Source organism: Roseateles chitinivorans, assembly GCF_002761755.1.
In the GTDB taxonomy this organism is placed as follows: Bacteria; Pseudomonadota; Gammaproteobacteria; order Burkholderiales; family Burkholderiaceae_C; genus Roseateles; species Roseateles chitinivorans.
The window spans coordinates 1-19,609 of the sequence record NZ_PEOG01000089.1 but is presented as its reverse complement, the minus strand read 5'-3'; the positions used below and the strand labels follow the sequence as shown (position 1 = coordinate 19,609).

The window sequence follows — 19,609 nt, the reverse complement described above, 5'->3', positions numbered from 1 at the left end:
CTGGCGCCGCACCATGGCGGCTTCGGGGCAGGGCTGCGCGATCTGCTGCGCGACCGCACGCATTACCCCTGGCGCGCGGCGCTGGGCACGCTGTCGGTCGTCGCGCTGCTGGCCGGGCCGGTGATCGCGCTGATGGGCCACTACCACGTGTTCGGCACCGACCAGACCGGCAACGACGTGCTCTACCAGGCGCTCAAGAGCATCCGCACCGCCTTCGTGATCGGCGCGCTGTCGACGCTGGCGACGCTGCCCTTCGCGCTGGTGCTGGGCATCCTCGCCGGCTACCTCAAGGGCTGGGTGGACGAGGCGATCCAGTACTTCTACACGGTGCTGACCTCGGTGCCCAACGTGCTGCTGATCGCGGCCTGCGTGCTGATGGTGCAGGTCTTCCTGGACAAGCATCCGGAGGCCTTCGAGACCGGCGCCGAACGTGCCGACCTGAAGATCTTCCTGCTGTGCGTGATCCTCGGCGTGACCGGCTGGGCCACGCTGTGCCGGCTGGTGCGCGGCGAGACGCTCAAGCTGCGCGAGGCCGACTTCGTGCAGGCCGCGACCGCCTTCGGCGTGCGCGACACGACGATCATGGTCCGCCACATCGTGCCCAACGTGATGCACCTGGTGCTGATCTCGCTGGTGCTCAACTTCTCCGACCTGATCCTGTACGAGGCGGTGCTGACCTACGTCGGCGTGGGCGTGGACCCGGGCATGAACAGCTTCGGCGGCATGATCAACCTGGCGCGCTCGGAGATGAGCCGCGACCCGGTCGTGTGGTGGAGCTTCGCCGCGGCCTTCGGCTTCATGGTGAGCCTGGTGCTGGCGGCCAACCTGTTCGCCGATGGCGTGCGCGATGCCTTCGACCCGCGCGCGCGCAAGCTGCGACCGCAGGTGCTGTCGCTGAAGAAGAACCCGGCCGCCGGGGACGCCGCCACGGCGTCGGCCGGCAAGACCGTCTGAGGGGCGCCACGCCATGTTGAAGATCGACGACCTGCATGTGCACCTGGACGCCGACGCCGGGCTGGTGCGCGCCATCGACGGCATGCGGCTGACGCTGGCGCAAGGCCAGACCTTCGCGCTGGTGGGCGAGTCCGGCTGCGGCAAGAGCATGACGGCGCTGGCGCTGATGCGGCTGCTGCCGGACAACGGCCGCATCGCTGCCGGCCGGCTCGAGCTCGACGGCCAGGACCTGTTCGACCTGAGCGAGGCCCGCATGCGCGACGTGCGCGGCGGACGCATCGGGATGATCTTCCAGGAGCCGGGCACCAGCCTGAATCCGGTGATGAAGGTCGGCGACCAGATCGTCGAGGCGATCGAGGCCCACACGCCGCTGCGCGGCGCGGCCGCGCGCCAGAAGGCGGTGGACTGGCTGCGCCGCGTCGGCATCCCCGAGCCCGAGCGGCGCATCGACGAGTACCCGTTCCGGCTGTCCGGCGGCCAGAAGCAGCGGATCATGATCGCGATGACGCTGGCGGCCGAGCCGGATTTCCTCATCGCCGACGAGCCGACCACCGCGCTGGACGTCACCATCCAGGCGCAGATCCTCGACCTGCTCAAGGACCTGCAGCGCGAGCGCGGGCTGGGGCTGCTGCTGATCACCCACGACCTGGGCGTGGTGTCGGGCATGGCCCACCAAGTGGCGCTGATGTATGCCGGCCAGATCGTCGAGGTGGCGCCGGCCGCCGAGTTCTTCGCCGCGCCGAAGCACCCCTATGCGCGCCTGTTGCTGCGCGCGCTGCCCGACGCGCAGCGCCGCGGGGAACCGCTGGCCGCCATCCCGGGGACGGTACCGCCGCTGTGGCAGGCCTTCAGCGGCTGCCGCTTCGCGCCGCGCTGCGATCGCGCGATGGCCCACTGCGGATCGACGCCGCCAGTGCTCGCGGGACTGGCGGATGCGCCGGCGGGGCACGAGGTGCGGTGCCTGCTTTATGCGGATCTTCGGGCGGCGGGGCTGGCGGGGACGGGCCTGTCGGTGGGGGGCGGCGGGGCGGAGGCAGGGGAGGGGGCTCAGGCGGGTCGGGAGAGCGCCGTCGGCACCGGTGCCCCTCTCCGCTCAGACGCCTCCGCACGCTCGGCATTCGCTTCGAGGGGCACCGGCGCCGACGGCTTCGCGCAGTCGCCGACGATGCTGCTTGAGGTGACGGATCTGACGGTGCGGTATCCGATGGGAAGAGGGTTCTTCGGTGGCACGAAGCGCTGGTTCGATGCGGTCGGCGGCGTGTCGTACGCGATCGAGGCCGGCAGGACGCTCGCGCTCGTCGGAGAGTCGGGCTGCGGCAAGACGACCTCCGGCAAGGCCATCGTGCAACTGCTGCGTCGCGTCGCAGTGATCGGCGGACAGGCCCTGCTGCATCCGCCCGTCGCGCCGGCTGGGGCCGCGACCGGCGTGGCGCAGGGCAGGGCGCCTCAGGACCTCTTCCAACTCGACGGCGACGCGCTCCGGGAAGCGCGCCGGCAGGTGCAGATCATCTTCCAGGACCCGTTCGCGTCGCTGAATCCGCGGCTGCGGGTGCAGGAAGTCCTCGAGGAAGGCTTGCTGGCCCTGCGGCCGGAACTCGACGCGCCGGCACGCCTGGCGCTGCTGCATGAACTCCTCGACCAGGTCGGCCTGCGCCGCGACGCGCTGGCCCGCTTCCCGCACGAGTTCTCCGGCGGCCAGCGTCAGCGCATCGCGATCGCCCGCGCCCTGGCCGTCGAGCCGCGCCTGATCGTCTGCGACGAACCCACTTCGGCACTGGACGTGTCGGTCCAGGCGCAGATCCTGAACCTGCTGCGCGAACTCCAGCGCAGCCGCGGGCTCTCCTACCTGTTCATCACCCACAACATCGGCGTCGTCGAGTACATCGCCGACGAGGTGGCAGTGATGCAGGCCGGCCGCATCGTGGAGTCGGGCAGTTGCGACGCGGTGCTGGGACAACCGCGTGAGGACTACACCCGCGCGCTGCTGGCAGCGGTGCCGCGGGTGGCTGACCGGTCCATCGCCTGAGCCATGCATCGTTCCGGTGCAGAACGGAATTTCGCGGCGACCTGGCGGTTGGATTTCTGTTCCGGCACATAGAAACTGACCGGAATCTGCGCCCACATCATGCGCTCGGGCGAAGTTCGCGCGCTGTCGTGATGATTGCGCACGATATTGGTGCAAATCGTGTCTTCCTACATCTCTGGACATGCCGATTCGGGCGTTACTCGCGCGTAGCGCGGTTGCAACGCCGGTCGCTGAGCGCCCTTCGGTGTTTACCCGCGTTTTACCGGCAGAAACAGGCTAGCCAAAAGCTGCATAGGGAGATTACGGGGGATTCCTTCGCGAAGCCGACAACAAACTGGCGCCGCCCTGACCCGGGAACACCGCTCGGAGGGCAATGACCGGACCTCGGTCGCCCGTGTTCCCGGGAACAAGCCAAAAGTGTTTCTGGATAAGGAGTCCTCATGTTCAAACGAAAGAGCGTCAACACCGCCGCGCTGCTTGCCCTCGGCGTGATCGCCGCCCCGGCGATGGCTCAACAGCAACTGGACCGGGTGGAGATCACCGGCACCTCGATCAAGCGCATCGACGCCGAGACCGCGCTGCCTGTTAGCGTCATTACCCGCGACAACATCGACAAGAGCGGCGCGTCCAACGTGCAGGAACTGGTCGACCGCCTCAGCTACAACAACGGCGGCGGCATCGCGATGGGGCAGTCGATCGGCGACTCCTCCGCCACCGGCCAGACCGGTGCCTCGCTGCGCGGCCTGGGCCGCGCCCGCACCCTCGTGCTGCTGAACGGCCGGCGTCTGCCGACCTACCCGTTCTCGGGCCAGGGCGTGGACCTGAACTCCGTCCCCCTCGCCGCCATCGAACGCATCGAAGTGCTGCGTGACGGCGCCTCGGCGACCTACGGCTCCGACGCCATCGGCGGCGTGATCAACTTCATCACCCGCAAGGACTGGAAGGGCGGCGAACTCTCCGTTGGCCTGGAATCGCCTCATACCGTTGGTGACGTGTTCTCGCTGGCGGGCGGCCTGGGCTTCGGTGATCTGAGCAAGGACAAGTTCAACGTCCTGGGAACCTTCAATTACCAGAAGTACGACCCCATCCGCGCGAAGGATCGCGCATATGCGTCCACGGGTAACCGTCCGGACCTGGGCATCGTCAAGGACTCGGGCAATACATTCCCCGCCAATGCGACGCTGATCGGCGCGCCTGGTGGCAACCTATATGTTCCTGGCGCCGCCGGGTTCCCAAACTGCGCGCCGCCTGACTCCTATGCCGGCTCCGCCAACTGCCGCTACGACTACACACATTACATCGACCTAGTGCCGGAGCAGGAGCGCTATGGCGCACTGGTCAAGGCCACTGTGGCTCCGTCCCAGGACCACACGCTGTTCGCCGAAGTGGCCTACAGCCGCAACGAAATCATCCTGGGCTCGTCGCAGACGCCGTCGACCACCACGGGCAAGCCACCTTACTTCTACCCGGTTGGCGGCAAGTGGTACCCGACCGCGGCGGTCGACGCCGCGTTGATCGCTGCAGGCCAGGCGCCGGGCTATCGCGGCCCTCTGCAGATCTCTTGGCGCATGGTCGACGGCGGTCAGCGCCGTGACAAGGTGACCAACGAAGTACTGCGCACTGTCGCCGGCGCCGAAGGTACGCTTGCCGGCTTCGACTACAAGGCCGCGTTCGTCTATGCCGAAGGAAAGGCTCGGGACGACTTTGTCAGCGGCATCTTCTCGGATACCAAGCTGGTCCAGGCCCTTGCCACCGGTCTGATCAATCCGTTCGGCCCGAACGACGCTGCCGGCCTTGCGGCGCTCAAGAGCGCCGAGCTATCGGGCAATAACCGCAGATCCAAGACCAGCAACACTGGCGTGGACTTCACGCTGTCGCGCGAACTCTTCAACGTCGGTGGCGGTAACGCAGGCGTTGCGTTCGGCGGTGAATTCCGGAAGGAGAAGTACCACGACGGCTACTCCGACATCGCCGGCTCGGGCGACATCGTCGGCGGGTCGGGCAATGCTGGTGCCGTGACCGGCCAGCGCGATGTCAGCGGTGTTTTCGCCGAAGCGAATTTCCCCGTACACAAGATGCTTGAGCTGAATGCGGCCGTTCGCTACGACAAGTACAGCGGCACGAAGGGCGAATCTCGCGATGGCAGCTTCACTTCGCCGAGCCTCTCCTCGACCAGTCCGAAGTTCTCGGTGCGCTTCACGCCAATGAGCGGCGTGCTGTTGCGCGCTTCTGCTGGCAAGGGCTTCCGCGCCCCGGCGTTGGACAACCTGTATGCGCCGTCCGCCGGCACAAACACAGGTAGCAACTACAACGATCCGTTCTACGACTTCATCAATCGCCGTACCAACCCGGATGGCTCCGTCACCGGCGGGTGCAGCCTGCCCGGCGCCCCGACGGACAACTGCAACACGCAGCTGACCGCCGTGAACAACAGCAACGCCAATCTGAAGCCGGAGAAGTCCAAGACGTTCACGGCTGGCCTGGTCTTTGAAATGATCAAGGACACGACCATCGGGATCGACTACTTCGACATCAAGATCACCAACGGCATCCGCGCGTTGACGGGCGACGACATCCTCAAGGATTGGTTCAAGAACCAGACGGGCCCGACGACCAGTTCTTCGGTCTTTGCCAACCGCTTGGTGCGCGACGCCTCCACCGGCTATCTGTCGTTCGTCAACGCGTCGCTTGAAAACGTCGGTCAGGCCCGTGTCAAGGGCTTCGACTTGAGCGCCCGGACCCGTCTGCGCTCCGATTGGGGCACCTTCACCCCGGGTTGGGAAGGCACCATCCTGACCAAGAGCACGGAGACCAACATCATCTCCGGCGAGACCATCGACAACCTTGGCAAGTACGCCGTGGGCGGCCCGGTGATCCGCTTCAAGCAGACCTTCACGCTGGATTGGGACCTGGGCAACTGGGGGGTCGGCGCCCGCTACTTCCGTCAAAACGGGTACCAGGACTACGACGAGGTGCGTCATGTCAAGGCCTATGACCTCACCGACGTGCAGGGCACCTACAAGGGAGTGAAGAACATGGTCTTCACGCTGGGCATCCGTAACCTGTTCGACAAGAAGCCACCGGTCACGGTCCAGGAGGACTACTTCCAGGTCGGTTTCGACCCGACTTACGCCGACGTTAAGGGTCGCACCGTCTACGTGCGCGGCACTTATCGCTTCTGATCCCCTTAGGTCTCCCGACCGGACAACGCAGGCCCTCCGGGGCCTGCTTCTCTTTGGGCGCCAACAGCGATCATGAGATCACGCCGATTCATTACAGTGGGCCACCCGCCGAGGACCCCATGGACTATCTGAATCCCACGCTGGACTTCGCCGCCCTGGGCCGCACGCTGCGGACCGAGGGCAGGGTGCTGATCCGGGACTTCTTCACCCCGCAGGTGGCCCAGGCGCTGGACCGGGCGCTGCAGGCGATCGACTGGGAACTGGTCTATCGCGACGCGACGGGCGACCGCCGGCTGACCGGCGACCAACTGCGTGCCCTGACGCCGCAGCAGCGCATGCAATTGACCGAGGGTATCCACGGGATCGCGCGCGAGGGCTTCCAGTTCTCGTTCTTCTCCGACTCGCTGGTTCGCGCGGTCAAGGATGGCCGCTCCGACCTGCTGGCCCGGTTCATGCGCTGGATGGCGGACGACGCGTTCCTGTCGCGGATGCGCGAGCTGAGCGGTGACCCTGAAATCAATGGCGTCTTCGCCCAGGCGACGATGTACTCCCGCGGTAACTTCCTCACCACCCACGACGATCATGTGGAGCGCGAGGATCGGCGGATCGCCTACGTGATCAACCTCACGCCGCGCTGGCGGCCGGATTGGGGTGGGATGCTCCACTTCACCGCGGAGGACGGGTCGGTGCTCGACACCTTCTTTCCCCACTTCAATTCGCTGTCGCTGTTCACAGTCCCCCAGCGACATTTCGTCTCCTACGTGCCGCCATTCGCCATGGCGGAGCGGCAGGCGATCACCGGATGGCTCATTGCGGCGTGAAAGGCACGCGGCTTGCTTGCCTACCGGGACTGTTCGTTCCGTAACCTGTTCGCGGGTTAGCCCTAGCAGCCAGAAGAAGGACCGCGAAGGCCATACCAGTAGAATACCAGGATCGGTGGGGCGACCCGCCGGCGACGGTGCCGCCTGTAACCGCAGGTGATCCGTGCGACGGGCGATGCGCGCATGGTCGGGCAAACCCCATGGCTTGCGGCTTGTGCATGTCGTTTATGATCAAGGTCGTGAAAGGTGGCCGAAATCTGTAGTTTTCCTACAGCTTTCAGGCTGATCCTTGAGACGCCCGCGGCCACAAGCTGACGGGCATTTTTGTTGAGTCGGGTTCGTATCGTGCCCTGGGTTTTCGAGTCTTCGTGTGTCCATCCTGCATTCGGCGGGTCGGCGGTCCGTGGCGCTTCGGCGGCTTGGCACCGTTCGCTTCCGTCGCTCGCACAGCCGGCAAGACAGGCGCTGCTGACCCCAGGTTGCGGCGCGAACGCCTGATCCGACCAGACGCTGTGTTGAGTCGAACTCCCCTTGTAGCTTCGATGAAAGTAATTCGCAGTTTGATGAAGGAGCGCGCATGAACTTTGCGCAGGATAAAGGCGGGTCATCGCGCCTGACGGGCTTCGGCCTCGTTGTCTTGGTCCACGTCCTGATCGTCGGCGCCCTGGCCAGCGGCCTGGCGACGAAGATCAAGGAGGCGGTGAAGGGCCCGATCGACGTCAAGGTCGTCGAGGAAAAGGTCAAACCGCCGCCGCCGCCCGAGAAGGTCGTGCCGCCGCCCCCGGACATCAAGGCGCCGCCGCCGCCGTTCGTGCCGCCGCCCGAAGTCGTCGTGACGGCCCCGCCGCCGCCGACCCAGACGGTGGCCGTGCAGTCGACGACGCCGCCGCCGGCGCAGGAATTCCGTCCGGCACCGCCGCCGGCCGCTCCCGCGCCGCCGGCACCGCCGGCACCGAAGGTGCGCTCGGCCATCGGCAGCTGCAACAAGATGGGCAAGCCGGAAATGCCGGCGCTCAACTGGAGCGGCACCGCCAGCTACAAGGCCACGTTCACCGTCAAGGGTGGCAAGGTGGTCGAGATCTCCCTGGCGACCCTGCGTGGCGCCAACGACCGCAAGGCGGATCGCGCGCTCAAGAACGCGATCACCTCGACGCTGTCGGAGACCTATGAATGCGTGGACGCGGTCCTGGAACAGGAATTCGTGTTCAACATGGAATGATCCGCGGGACCGTCCGACCCGCGATCGACTGAATACGGAGCGCCCGACGCGCTCCGGACCCCTCAACCTGAGTTCAAGACTTTTTGCGTAGGAGCTAACTCCATGATCTCTCGTCTGTCTGCCTTGTTTGCGGCCGTCGCCTGCGCCGCGACCCTGGCCGTCTCCCCGCTGGCCGCCCAAGCGCAGGACCAGGCTGCCTCGGCCGCCGCCTCCGCCGCTGAAGCCACTCCCGCTCCTGCCGACATCGCTCCCGCCGCCGTCGCCGAACCGGCCGCCGCCAAGCCGGTCGACAACCCCTACAGCCTGGGCAACATCGTCGCCCACGGCAACGTGGTCGACCAGGCCGTGCTGGCCATCCTGGCCATCATGTCCATGGGTTCCTGGTACATCCTGTTCACGAAGCTCTGGGACACCTCCAAGATCGCCCGTGAAGCCAAGGAAGTCCGTGCCTCGTTCTTCAAGAAGGCTTCCCTGCAGGAAGGCCTGAAGAGCCTGAGCGAGACCGGCGCGTTCCGCTTCATCGCCCAGACCGGCGTGGAAGCTTCGGAGCACCACGAAGGCGCCCTGACCGAGAACATCGACCACAACACCTGGGTCACGATGAACATCGATCGCGCCGTCAGCGAAGTGAACTCGCGCCTGCAAGGAGGCCTGGGCTTCCTGGCCACCGTCGGCTCGACCAGCCCCTTCATCGGCCTGTTCGGTACCGTGTGGGGCATCCTGCAGGCGCTGACCCAGATCGGCGTGGCCGGTCAGGCATCGATCGACAAGGTCGCCGGCCCCGTGGGCGCCGCGCTGATCATGACCGCCATCGGTCTGGGCGTGGCCGTTCCGGCCGTGCTGGGCTACAACTGGCTGGTCAACCGCAACAAGTCGGTCATGGGTCAAGTCCGTGCCTTCGCTGCTGACCTGCACGGCGTCCTGATGGGCAGCCGCAAGGTCGCCGGCCGCTAATCCACAGCAGTCCCGGAGACGCAATATGGGGATGAACGTAGGTTCGTCCGGTGGCGACGACGAGGTGGTCTCGACCATCAACACCACGCCCCTGGTGGACGTGATGCTGGTGCTCCTGATCATCTTCCTGATCACCGTGCCGGTGGTGACGCAGTCGGTGGGGGTGACCCTGCCGAAGGAGACGAACGTCGTCCGCGTCACCAAGCCGGAGAACATCGAAATCGCGGTGACCAAGGATGGCGACATCTACTGGGGCGTGCAGCCGATTCCGGATACGGAAACGCTGGTGGCGCGCCTGAAGAAGGTGGCGGTTCTGAATCCTCAGCCGGAAGTCCACATCCGTGGCGACGAGAAATCGCGCTACGAGAACGTGGGCAAGGTGATGGTCGCGTGCCAGCGCGCGGGCATCATGTCCATCAAGTTCGTCACCGAGCCGCCGGCTCGTGGTGGCTGAAGGAGCTGAAGAATGGGTATGAATGTCGGAAGCTCCGGTGGTGGTGACGATCCCGAAACCATGCTGGACGTCAACACGACGCCGCTGATCGACGTGATGCTGGTGCTGCTGGTGATGTTGATCATCACCATCCCGATCCAGCTGCATTCGGTGAACCTGGACATGCCGCCGCCGAACAACCAGACGCCGCCGACCGAGCCGATCGTCCACGAAGTGGCGATCGACTTCGACGGCACGGTGTTCTGGGACGGCGCCGCAGTGCCGAATCACGCGGCGCTCGAGGCCAAGATGGCCGAGATCGCGGCGATTCCGGACCAGCCGGAAGTGCACATCAAGCCGAACAAGCTGGCCGAGTACGGTTATGTCGCCAACGTCATGGCGTCGGCGCAGCGCCTGGGCGTCAAGAAGATGGCGATGGTCGGGAACGAGCAGTTCCTGAACTGAGACCGGATGCCTGTCTGATTGGTGTCTGACCAGAACGCGCTGCCCGCGAGGGTGGCGCGTTTTTCTTCGTAGGAGAGCAAGCGAATGAAACTCAAACTGCTGGCAACCGCCGCCGTGGGCGCCGCCGCGCTGGTGCTGGGCACGACGCCCGAAGGCAGCCTGAGCGTCCTGTCCCAGGCCGCCGCGCAGGTGCGCCCGCAAGTCGGTGGCGCGCTCAAGGCCGCGTCCGACCTGCTCAAGGCCGGCAAGGCGCAGGAAGCGATGGCCAAGATCCGCGAGGCCGAGGCCGTCCCCGGCCGAAACGCCGACGAGAACGCGACGCTGGAGGGCCTGCGCCTGTCCGCCGCCTCGCGCCTGGGCGATGCCGATGGCATGGCCAAGGCCTATGACGCGCTGAGCGCCGCCGGCAAGATGCCCGCAGCCAACAAGCTGCTGACGATGGAAGCCATCGCCGGCACCTACCTGCGCGCGGGCAACGGCGCCAAGGCGCTGGAGTGGGTCAACAAGTACAACGCCGCCGGTGGCAACAGCCCGACGATGAAGCAGATCCAGAGCGCCGCGCAGCTGCGTTCCGGTGACGTGACGACGGTGCTGAAGGACACGCTGGCCGAGATCGCCGCCGACGAGAAGGCCGGTCGCACGCCGTCCCAGGACAAGCTCAACACCGCGCTGTGGGCCGCCAACAAGAAGGGCGACGGCGCCACCGAGTCGGCGCTGATCCAGAAGCTGCTGAACTACTACCCGACGCAGAAGCTGTGGGCGCAGTCGCTGGGCACCTTGCAGAGCAAGAAGGGCTTCGCCGCCGGCCGCTACCAGGTCGACGTGCTGCGCCTGCGTCTGGTGACCGACAACATGCAGGGCGCCAACGACTACATGGAGCTGGCGCAGCTGGCCGGTGCGGCCGGTTATCCGGACGAAGGCAAGAAGGTGCTGGACAAGGGCTTCGCCGCCGGCGTCCTGAAGCCGACCGACGACAACGGCCGTCCGAAGCGCCTGGCCGACCTGCTGGAGAAGCGGATCGCCGAGGCCAAGGCCGGTGCCGCCGCCGCCGAGACGGCCGCCCGTGGCGCCCGTGAAGGCGACGAGCTGGTGAAGGTCGGTTTCGCGCAGGTGCAGCGCGGCCAGGCCGCCGCCGGCATCAAGCTGATCGAGGAAGGCATCGCCAAGGGCAACCTGAAGCGTCCGGACGACGCCAAGCTCTACCTGGGCCTGGCGCAGTTCCTGGCCGGCGACAAGGCCAAGGCGCAAGCCACGTGGCGCACGGTCAAGGGCACCGACGGCTCGGCCGACCTGGCCGGCCTGTGGTCGGTGTACGCGCGCAGCGCGAAGCACTGATCGCGACAGACCTCCCGGCGCTCATCGCAGCGCCGGTCAAACACCAAGAAGCGCCGACGGCAACGTCGGCGCTTTTTTCATGGGCGCTCGCTCCGCCCAGGGCGATCAGGACGGTCGCGCGACCTTGCCGCGGGGAGGGGCGGTGGGCGCGCCGGCGGGGGCGTAGGCCCTCAGGAACACGTCCACCGCGCGCCGGGCGGCCCGCTTGATCTCGGACCGGCTCGGCGGCGGGAGATCGCGGTGGAACCACCGGTGGTAGTGTTCCGCGTTGACCAGCGCGCCGAAGTGCTGGGCCAGGAGGCCAGGGTCCTCGCGGCGCAGCTCGCCGAGTTCCACCGCCTGCCGGAACATCTCCGTCATGACCTCCATGCCGCGCTGCGGGCCGACCTCGTAGAACATGCGGCCGATGTCCGAGTGGCCGGCCGCGCCCAGCACCATGCGGTGCGCCGACACCGATTCGTCGCTGGTCAGGAACGCCGTCAGCTTCTCGGCGAAGCGTGTCAGCGTCGCCTCGAGGTCGCCGCCGCGGTACTCCGCGATCTCCGCGAGCGCTGTGGCCATGTGCCGATCGCCGGCCGCCGCGGTCACCGCGAGGAACAACTCCTCTTTCGACGCGAAGTAGCCGTAGATCGTCGACTTCGATCCGCCGATGCGCTTGACGATCTCGGCCATCGACGCGCGCTCGTAGCCGAACTCCAGGAACACCTGCGAGGCCACTTCCAGGATGGCCTCGCGGCGGGCTTCCGTGCGGACTTTCACGACAACTCCTTAACCGTACCAATCGGTCCATTTTTTCTTGACAGCCGGGAACTGTCAATCCAATAATCCGCCCGCCAATACCGAACCGTTCGGTACTGTTTAGAAAAGACCAAGACCGCTCGACCTGGAGGTCCGCCATGAGCATCCGTCCCGATCCCTTCCTGCCCACGGCGCTGCTGGCGGCCGTCGCGGCACTGGCCCTCGCCGCGTGCGGCGAGCCTCCGCATCCGCCCAACATGGGCGGCACCGGCACGCCGCAGGTGGCGGTGACGACCGTGCAGACGCAGCGCCTGGCGCTGACCACCGAGCTGCCGGGCCGGGTGACGGCGGCGCTCGTCGCCGAGGTGCGGCCGCAGGTGGGCGGCCTGGTGCAGGAGCGCCGGTTCAAGGAAGGCAGCGAGGTGAAGGCCGGCGACCTGCTCTATCAGATCGATCCCGCGACCTACCGCGCCAGCGTCGACAACGCACAGGCCGCGCTGGCCAAGGCGGAGGCGACCTTGGTGTCGGCGCGGCTGAAGGCCGGCCGCTACAAGGAGCTGTCCTCGATCAAGGCAGTCAGCCAGCAGGATGCCGACGATGCCGATGCCAGCCTGCTTCAGGCGGAGGCCGACGTGACCGCGGCCCGGGCCGCGCTGCAGACGCAGCGCATCAACCTGGCGTACACCCGGATCACGGCGCCCATCAGCGGCCGCATCGGCCGCTCCACGGTGACGCCAGGCGCGCTGGTCACCGCCAACCAGGCGGCGGCGATGGCGACGGTGCAGCAGCTCGATCCGATCTACGTCGACGTGACGCAGTCCAGCGCCACGCTGATGGCGCTCAAGCGATCGCTCGAGAACGGCCGGCTCAAGAGCGGTACGGCGACGGTGCGCTTGCTGCTGGAGGACGGCAGCGTCTATCCCCAGGCCGGCAAGCTGCAGTTCTCCGAAGTGACGGTGGACCAGAACACCAGCGCCGTGACCCTGCGGGCCGAGTTCCCGAACCCGCGCGGCGACCTGCTGCCCGGCATGTATGCGCGGGCAGTGATCGAAGAAGGCGTCCTCGACCAGGCCGTGCTGGTCCCGCAGCCGGCGGTCAGCCGCGACAGCACCGGCAAGCCGGTGGCCTTCGTCGTGGACGGGGACGGCAAGCTGGCGCAGCGCACCTTGACGACGGAGCGCGCGATCGGCGACCAATGGCTGGTCGGCAGCGGCCTGAAGGCGGGCGACCGGCTGGTCGTCGAGGGCCAGCAGAAGGCGCGTCCTGGGCAGCCCGTCGAGGTCAAGGCGGCCGCCGTGAAGGCCGACGTGACGACCGCCGCGGCGAGTGCCGCGGCCGCGCATTGAGCCTCGGACGGAGACCTTCATGGCACGCTTCTTCATCGACCGTCCGATCTTTGCCTGGGTCCTGGCCATCATCACGATGCTGGCCGGCACCGTCGCGGTGCTGACCTTGCCCATCGCGCAATACCCCCCGATCGCGCCGCCCGCGATCGCCATCTCGGCCAACTATCCCGGCGCCTCCTCCAAGACCCTGGAGGACACGGTGACGCAGGTCATCGAGCAGAAGATGAAGGGGCTGGACCGCCTCTCCTACATCGCCTCGACCAGCGAGTCCACCGGCAGCGTGACGATCACGCTGACCTTCGAGACAGGCACGGATCCCGACACTGCGCAGGTGCAGGTGCAGAACAAGCTGGCCCTGGCAACGCCGCTGCTGCCGCAGGAGGTCCAGCAGCAGGGCGTGCAGGTCACCAAGTCGGCCAGCAACTTCCTCAATGTGCTGGCCTTCATCTCGGAGGACGGCCGGCTCACCGGGTCCGACCTGTCGGACTACGTCGCGGCCAACGTGCAGGACCCGATCAGCCGCGTGGAAGGCGTGGGCGACACGACGCTGTTCGGCTCGCAGTACGCGATGCGCATCTGGCTGGATCCGGGCAAGCTCAACAGCTTCAAGCTGACGCCGCTCGATGTGAAGACGGCGGTGCAGGCGCAGAACGCGCAGGTTTCGGCCGGCCAGCTCGGCGGGCTGCCCGCGGTGCCGGCGCAGCAGCTCAACGCCACCATCACCGCGCAGACGCGGCTGAAGACGGCGGAGGAGTTCGAGGCCATCCTGCTGCGCACGCAGGCCGACGGCTCGGCGGTGCGGCTGCGCGACGTGGCCCGCGTCGAGCTGGGCAGCGAGAGCTACGCCACCGTGGCCCACTTCAACGGCAAGCCGGCGGCTGGTCTCGCGATCAAGCTGGCCACCGGCGCGAATGCGCTCGACACGGTCAAGGGCATCGATGCGAAGCTCGACGAGCTCAGCAAGTTCTTCCCGCCCGGCGTCAAGGTGATCAAGCCCTACGACACGACGCCGTTCGTGCGCATCTCCATCGAGGAAGTGATCAAGACGCTGATCGAGGCCGTGGTGCTGGTCTTCCTGGTGATGTACCTGTTCCTGCAGAACTTCCGCGCCACGCTGATTCCGACGATCGCCGTCCCGGTGGTGCTGATGGGCACCTTCGGCGTTCTGGCGGTCTTCGGCTATTCGCTCAACACGCTGACGATGCTGGCGATGGTGCTGGCGATCGGCCTGCTGGTCGATGACGCGATCGTCGTCGTCGAGAACGTCGAGCGTGTGATGAGCGAGGAAGGACTGACGCCGCTGGAGGCGACGCGCAAGTCGATGGGCCAGATCACCGGCGCGCTGGTGGGCGTGGCGATGGTGCTGGCGGCGGTGTTCGTGCCGATGGCCTTCTTCGGCGGCTCGACGGGCGTGATCTACCGCCAGTTCACGGTGACCATCGTGTCGGCGATGACGCTGTCGGTGCTGGTGGCGATGATCCTGACGCCGGCCCTGTGCGCGACGCTGCTCAAGCCGGTGGCCAAGGGCCATGCGCTGGCGACGACCGGCTTCTTCGGCGCCTTCAACCGGGCCTTCGATCGCGGCAACCGCCGCTACCAGGGCATCGTGCAGCACATGCTGGGCCGAGGCTGGCGCTACATGGCCGGCTACGCGGTGCTGGTGGCGGTGGTGGGCTTCGTCTTCAGCAAGATCCCGGCCGGCTTCCTGCCGGAGGAGGACCAGGGCACGCTCTTCACGCTGGTGCAACTGCCCCCGGCCGCGACGCAGGCCCGCACGCAGGAGGTGCTCAAGCAGGTGGACCACCATTTCCTGGTGGAGCAGAAGGACGCGGTGGACTCGATCTTCTCGGTCGCGGGCTTCAGCTTCGCGGGCAGCGGCCAGAACGCCGGCTTCGCATTCGTGAAGCTCAAGCCCTGGGGCGATCGCGTCCGGCCGGAGCTGAAGGCCGCCGCGGTCGCCGCACGGGCGATGGAGACGCTGTCCAAGATCCGCAACGCGACGGTCTTCGCCATCGTGCCGCCCGCGGTGTCGGAACTCGGCAATGCCAGCGGCTTCGACCTGATGCTGCAGGACCGCGCCAACCTCGGCCATGCCGCGCTGATGCAGGCCCGCAACCAGTTGCTGGGCGCATTGATGAAGGAGCCGGGGCTGGTCGCGGTGCGTCCCAACGGCATGGAGGACACGCCCGAGTTCCGGCTCGACATCGACGAGCACAAGGTCGGCGCGTTGGGCCTGTCGATGAGCGACGTGAACGCGACCTTCTCGACCGCCTGGGGCAGCAACTACGTCAACGACTTCCTCGACCGCGGCCGGGTGAAGAAGGTCTTCATGCAGGCCGACGCGCCGTTCCGGATGCTGCCCGGGGACATCGATCACTGGTATGTGCGCAACGCCGGCGGCGCGATGGTGCCGTTCAGCGCCTTCGCGACGGCCAGTTGGACGATCGGGTCCCCCAGGCTGGAGCGCTACAACGGCGTGCCGTCGGTGGAGATCCTCGGCATGGCGCTGCCGGGCGCGATGTCGAGCGGCCAGGCGCTGGATCTGGTCGAGCGCCATGCGGCCGAGCTGCCGGCGGGGATCGGCTACGAATGGACCGGCGTCTCGCGCCAGGAGCGCGAGGCCGGCGGTCACGCCGCATTGCTGTATGCGGTATCGATCCTCGTGGTGTTCCTGTGCCTGGCGGCCCTGTATGAGAGCTGGTCGATTCCGTTCTCGGTGATCCTGGTGGTGCCGCTCGGCGTGCTGGGCACGCTCGCCGGGGCATTGCTGACGTGGAAGATGAACGACGTCTACTTCCAGGTCGGCCTGCTGACGACGGTCGGACTGGCCTCGAAGAACGCGATCCTGATCGTCGAGTTCGCGAAGGAGCTGCATGCGCAGGGCCTGTCCACGCTGGAGGCTGCGATCGCCGCGGCCCGCATGCGCCTGCGACCGATCCTGATGACCTCGCTGGCCTTCATCCTCGGCGTGCTGCCGCTGATGCTCAGCAAGGGCGCTGGCGCCGGCGCGCAGAACGCGCTGGGCACGGCGGTCGTGGGCGGCATGGTGTCCGGCACGGTCCTCGCGATCTTCTTCGTGCCGCTGTTCTTCGTCGTCGTGCAGGGCCTGTTCGCGCGCGGAAAGCCGGCCGATCCTCCCTCGCCGCCGTCGTCGACCTCGCCGGCCACCGCCAACACTCCCCTGCTGAACGAGGGTCACTGACATGTCCCGGCTGAACTCCCTGAACCCGAAGCGCATGCCGGCGGTCGTTCCGGCCCTGCTGGCGCTGAGCGCCGCGCTGCTGCTCGGCGGCTGCGCCAACCTGGCGCCCGGCTACGAGCGCCCCGCCGCGCCGGTGCCCGAGCGCTATCCGGACACGCCCGCGGACACGCCCGCGGAGGCGCCCGCGGAGGGCGTCGCCGCGAGCGACGTCGGCTGGCGGAGCTTCTTCGCCGATGCACGGCTGCTCGGACTGCTCGAGCTGGCGCTCGACAACAACCGCGACTTGCGGGTGGCGGTGCTCAACATCACGCAGGCGCGCGCGCAGTACCGCATCCAGGATGCGGCCACGCTGCCGGCGCTCAGCGCCAACGGCAGCAGCACCGCCACGCGCACGCCGGCCGGCCTGTCCGGCACCGGCGAGGCGGTGACCAGTCATCAATACAGCGCGACGCTGGGCGTCAGCGCGTACGAGCTGGACCTGTTCGGCCGGGTGCGCAACCTGAGCGCGCAGGCGCTGGAGCAGTACCTGTCGACCGAGGAGGCGCGGCGGAGCACGCAGATCTCGCTGGTGGCCGAGGTGGCCACGGCCTACCTCACCTGGGCGGCGGACCTGGAGCGGCTGGCGCTGGCACGGGAGACGCTGCGCAGCCAGTCCGACACCTACGCGCTGACGAAGCGGCGTTTCGAACTGGGCAGCGCGTCGGCGTTGACGCTGCGGCAGGTGCAGACGAGCGTGGACAGCGCGCGCGTGGATGTGGCGCGCTACACCGGCCAGGTCGCGCAGGATCGCAACGCGCTGGCGCTGCTGCTGGGCGCGCCGGTGCCGGAGGCACTGGCGCCGCGGGCGCTGGGGGACTCGCTCAATGCCTTGCCGGAGTTGCCGGCAGGACTGCCGTCGGCGCTGATGTTGCGGCGGCCGGACCTGCTGCAGTCGGAGCATCAGCTCAAGGCGGCGACGGCCAACATCGGCGCGGCGCGGGCGGCCTTCTATCCGCGCATCAGCCTGACGGCCTCGGCGGGCAGCGGCAGCGGCGAGTTGTCGGGCCTGTTCAAGGGCGGGTCGGGGAGCTGGACCTTCCTGCCGCAGATCAGCCTGCCGATCTTCGACGGCGGCGCCAACCGGGCCGGATTGGACAACGCGGTGGCGGGGCGCGACATCGCGCTGGCGCAGTACGAGAAGGCGATCCAGTCCGCCTTCCGCGAGGTCGCGGATGCGCTGGCGCAGCGCGAGGCGCTGAGCAGTCAGCTGCAGGCGCAGCAGTCGCTGGTCGAGGCGAGCGGCGACGCGCTCAAGCTGTCCGATGCCCGCTTCGTGCGCGGCGTCGACAGCTACCTGGACGTGCTGGATGCGCAGCGCACCTGGTACGGCGCGCAGCAGACGCTGATCGGCATGCGGCTCTCGCGGCTGACCAACGGCGTGACGCTCTACAAGGCGCTTGGCGGCGGTTGGAAGGGCTGAGCGCAGGCAGAGGTCGCGATGGACCGCGTTGACAACCAGGAGGGCATCCATGAATCCGGAACGCGACACGAAACCGGCGGGCTCGGCGCCCGCGCCGCGTGGCCGCCCGTCGCGACGGTCGATGCTGCTGTCGACGGCGATCCGCGTGCTTCAGGAGCGCGGCATCCGCAACATGACGCTGGAGGAGGTGTGCGCGGCGTCGGGCGTGTCGCGGGGCGCGGTGTACTGGCACTTCCGTTCGAAGGAGGTCCTGGTGGAGGAGTCGCTCGCGGCGACGACGCTGCCGCTGGAGCAGCTGCGGCGCGAGTCCTGGGAGGATCCCTGCGCCACGCTGGCGCGGGGTCATGGCCTGCGTGACCCAGGAGCGCCTGCGCGGCCTCTGCGTGACGCTGCTGTTCAACGCGTCGGAGCCGGCCGCGCGGGCGCGGATGGCGCGCGTGCGGGTGGCGGTCACCTGGTTCCTGGCCCGGCACTGCGTGGCCCGGCGGGAGGTGCTGGGCAGCGTCGCCCGGCGGCACCGGATACAGCTCGCGCATGCCATGTTGATGGGCTCGCTGATCGAGTTCATGGCCTTCATGCCCAGGGACATCGCCGGCGAGCATGCGCTGGCGCAGGCCTTCCGCCGGCTGGTCGGCGCCGGACCGACGCCGGATCGGCTCCGTCCGGCGTGAGCCGCCTCGTCGCGGCGCGATGTGATCCGCCATGGACTGGGTCCGATGAGCGCCATGACCCATGATTTGCAAGGACTGTCATCCATGAAGAAAACAACGCGTCCAGCGCACACGAACGTCGGGCCTGCGCAGCTGCTGGCCTATATGACCCGATTCCCCGTCACCGCCTGGGTGTCGTTGCTGCATCGCGTCAGCGGCCTGCTCCTGGTCCTGCTGCTGCCGCTGATGGTCTGGGGATTTGACGCGGCGCTCGCCTCCGAGACCGCTTACGAACGGATGACGGCGGTGTTCTCGACCGGTTGGGGTTTCGTGCCTGGCTGGCTGGTGAAGCTGCTGCTGCTGCTGGTGCTGTGGGCCTTCCTGCACCACCTGGCGGCGGGACTCCGTTTCGTGTGGCTCGACCTGAATCATGGCGCGGTGGAGAAGCGCCGGGCATCGCGGTCCGCGCGATGGGTGCTGGTCGTGAGCGTGGCGGTGACCTTGGCGGTCGGCGCCAAGGCGTTCGCGCTCTATTGAGCGCTCGATGGATCGGCGCCCGCGCCGCTTCGCTCGCGGGTGGACGGAATATGAGATGCTCCGCGCCCGATGCGATCGGCGGCTCATCCCCGCCCGCATTGCGGCATGGAGTCAGCCCTTGAAGGTGATGCGCGTGGGAATCGGAAGACGTCTCGGAATGCTGGTGCTGGCGGCGGCGCTGGCCGGTTGCTCGACTTACCGCCCCTGGATCAACGGCGGGCTGCCGGCCGGCGCGGACGGCGCACCCGCGGTGGCCCCGACCGTCCCGCGTCGCGCGCCGCCTTCGGT

15 protein-coding genes and 1 pseudogene are annotated in these 19,609 nt (G+C 67.7%); 15 read left to right on the top strand and 1 reads right to left on the bottom strand.

Translation table 11 applies throughout. The features are described from left to right. From CS062_RS22550 to CS062_RS22510, 9 genes are all read left to right on the top strand, one after another. The coding region (locus tag CS062_RS22550) for an ABC transporter permease (protein ID WP_143742461.1) at positions 1 to 954 on the top strand (954 nt) is incomplete at its 5' end. 13 nt (positions 955 to 967) lie between these two features. Further along, positions 968 to 2,980: an ABC transporter ATP-binding protein gene (locus tag CS062_RS22545; protein ID WP_099863861.1), complete on the top strand. Its 2,013-nt coding sequence runs from the start codon at positions 968 to 970 to the stop codon at positions 2,978 to 2,980. 440 nt (positions 2,981 to 3,420) lie between these two features. Further along, positions 3,421 to 6,162, top strand: coding sequence for a TonB-dependent receptor (locus tag CS062_RS22540; RefSeq protein ID WP_099863860.1), 2,742 nt, complete (start codon positions 3,421 to 3,423; stop codon positions 6,160 to 6,162). Positions 6,163 to 6,215: 53 nt separating this feature from the next. After that, the gene (locus CS062_RS22535; protein WP_143742460.1) at positions 6,216 to 6,983 is read left to right on the top strand and encodes a 2OG-Fe(II) oxygenase; all 768 of its coding nucleotides are present in this window, start codon (positions 6,216 to 6,218) and stop codon (positions 6,981 to 6,983) included. A gap of 637 nt (positions 6,984 to 7,620) precedes the next feature. After that, the gene (locus CS062_RS27325) at positions 7,621 to 8,202 is read left to right on the top strand and encodes an ABC transporter substrate-binding protein (protein ID WP_143742459.1); all 582 of its coding nucleotides are present in this window, start codon (positions 7,621 to 7,623) and stop codon (positions 8,200 to 8,202) included. Positions 8,203 to 8,304: 102 nt separating this feature from the next. After that, positions 8,305 to 9,156: a MotA/TolQ/ExbB proton channel family protein gene (locus CS062_RS22525; RefSeq protein ID WP_099863855.1), complete on the top strand. Its 852-nt coding sequence runs from the start codon at positions 8,305 to 8,307 to the stop codon at positions 9,154 to 9,156. A gap of 25 nt (positions 9,157 to 9,181) precedes the next feature. After that, the gene (locus CS062_RS22520; RefSeq protein ID WP_091732187.1) at positions 9,182 to 9,610 is read left to right on the top strand and encodes an ExbD/TolR family protein; all 429 of its coding nucleotides are present in this window, start codon (positions 9,182 to 9,184) and stop codon (positions 9,608 to 9,610) included. Between the two features lie 12 nt (positions 9,611 to 9,622). Next, on the top strand, positions 9,623 to 10,054 hold the full coding sequence (locus tag CS062_RS22515; RefSeq protein ID WP_175538449.1) for an ExbD/TolR family protein: 432 nt from the start codon (positions 9,623 to 9,625) through the stop codon (positions 10,052 to 10,054). A gap of 84 nt (positions 10,055 to 10,138) precedes the next feature. After that, a complete protein-coding gene (locus tag CS062_RS22510) occupies positions 10,139 to 11,389 on the top strand; it encodes a hypothetical protein (RefSeq protein ID WP_099863854.1) in 1,251 nt (416 codons plus the stop codon). A 105-nt stretch (positions 11,390 to 11,494) separates the two neighbouring features. On the opposite strand, the gene CS062_RS22505 is transcribed toward CS062_RS22510, so the two are convergent. Continuing rightward, positions 11,495 to 12,148 (bottom strand): TetR/AcrR family transcriptional regulator, encoded by a 654-nt coding sequence (locus CS062_RS22505; RefSeq protein ID WP_099863853.1) that lies wholly within the window; start codon positions 12,146 to 12,148, stop codon positions 11,495 to 11,497. Between the two features lie 137 nt (positions 12,149 to 12,285). Here CS062_RS22505 and CS062_RS22500 point away from each other — a divergent pair, with 137 nt between their 5' ends. From CS062_RS22500 to sdhC, 6 genes and pseudogenes are all read left to right on the top strand, one after another. Next, complete coding sequence (locus tag CS062_RS22500) at positions 12,286 to 13,473, top strand: efflux RND transporter periplasmic adaptor subunit (RefSeq protein WP_099863851.1); 1,188 nt, start codon at positions 12,286 to 12,288, stop codon at positions 13,471 to 13,473. 19 nt (positions 13,474 to 13,492) lie between these two features. Further along, entirely contained in the window at positions 13,493 to 16,675 is a 3,183-nt protein-coding gene (locus tag CS062_RS22495) for an efflux RND transporter permease subunit (RefSeq protein ID WP_099863850.1), read from the top strand. 1 nt (position 16,676) lies between these two features. Further along, on the top strand, positions 16,677 to 18,134 hold the full coding sequence (gene adeC, locus CS062_RS22490; protein WP_438270496.1) for an AdeC/AdeK/OprM family multidrug efflux complex outer membrane factor: 1,458 nt from the start codon (positions 16,677 to 16,679) through the stop codon (positions 18,132 to 18,134). A gap of 49 nt (positions 18,135 to 18,183) precedes the next feature. Next, a pseudogene (locus CS062_RS27400) lies at positions 18,184 to 18,384 on the top strand (helix-turn-helix domain-containing protein); the annotation flags it as partial. 94 nt (positions 18,385 to 18,478) lie between these two features. Further along, complete coding sequence (locus CS062_RS27075) at positions 18,479 to 18,805, top strand: hypothetical protein (protein ID WP_233218215.1); 327 nt, start codon at positions 18,479 to 18,481, stop codon at positions 18,803 to 18,805. 45 nt (positions 18,806 to 18,850) lie between these two features. Then, positions 18,851 to 19,321, top strand: coding sequence for a succinate dehydrogenase, cytochrome b556 subunit (gene sdhC, locus CS062_RS22480; RefSeq protein ID WP_099863845.1), 471 nt, complete (start codon positions 18,851 to 18,853; stop codon positions 19,319 to 19,321). The last annotated feature ends 288 nt before the right edge of the window (positions 19,322 to 19,609 follow it).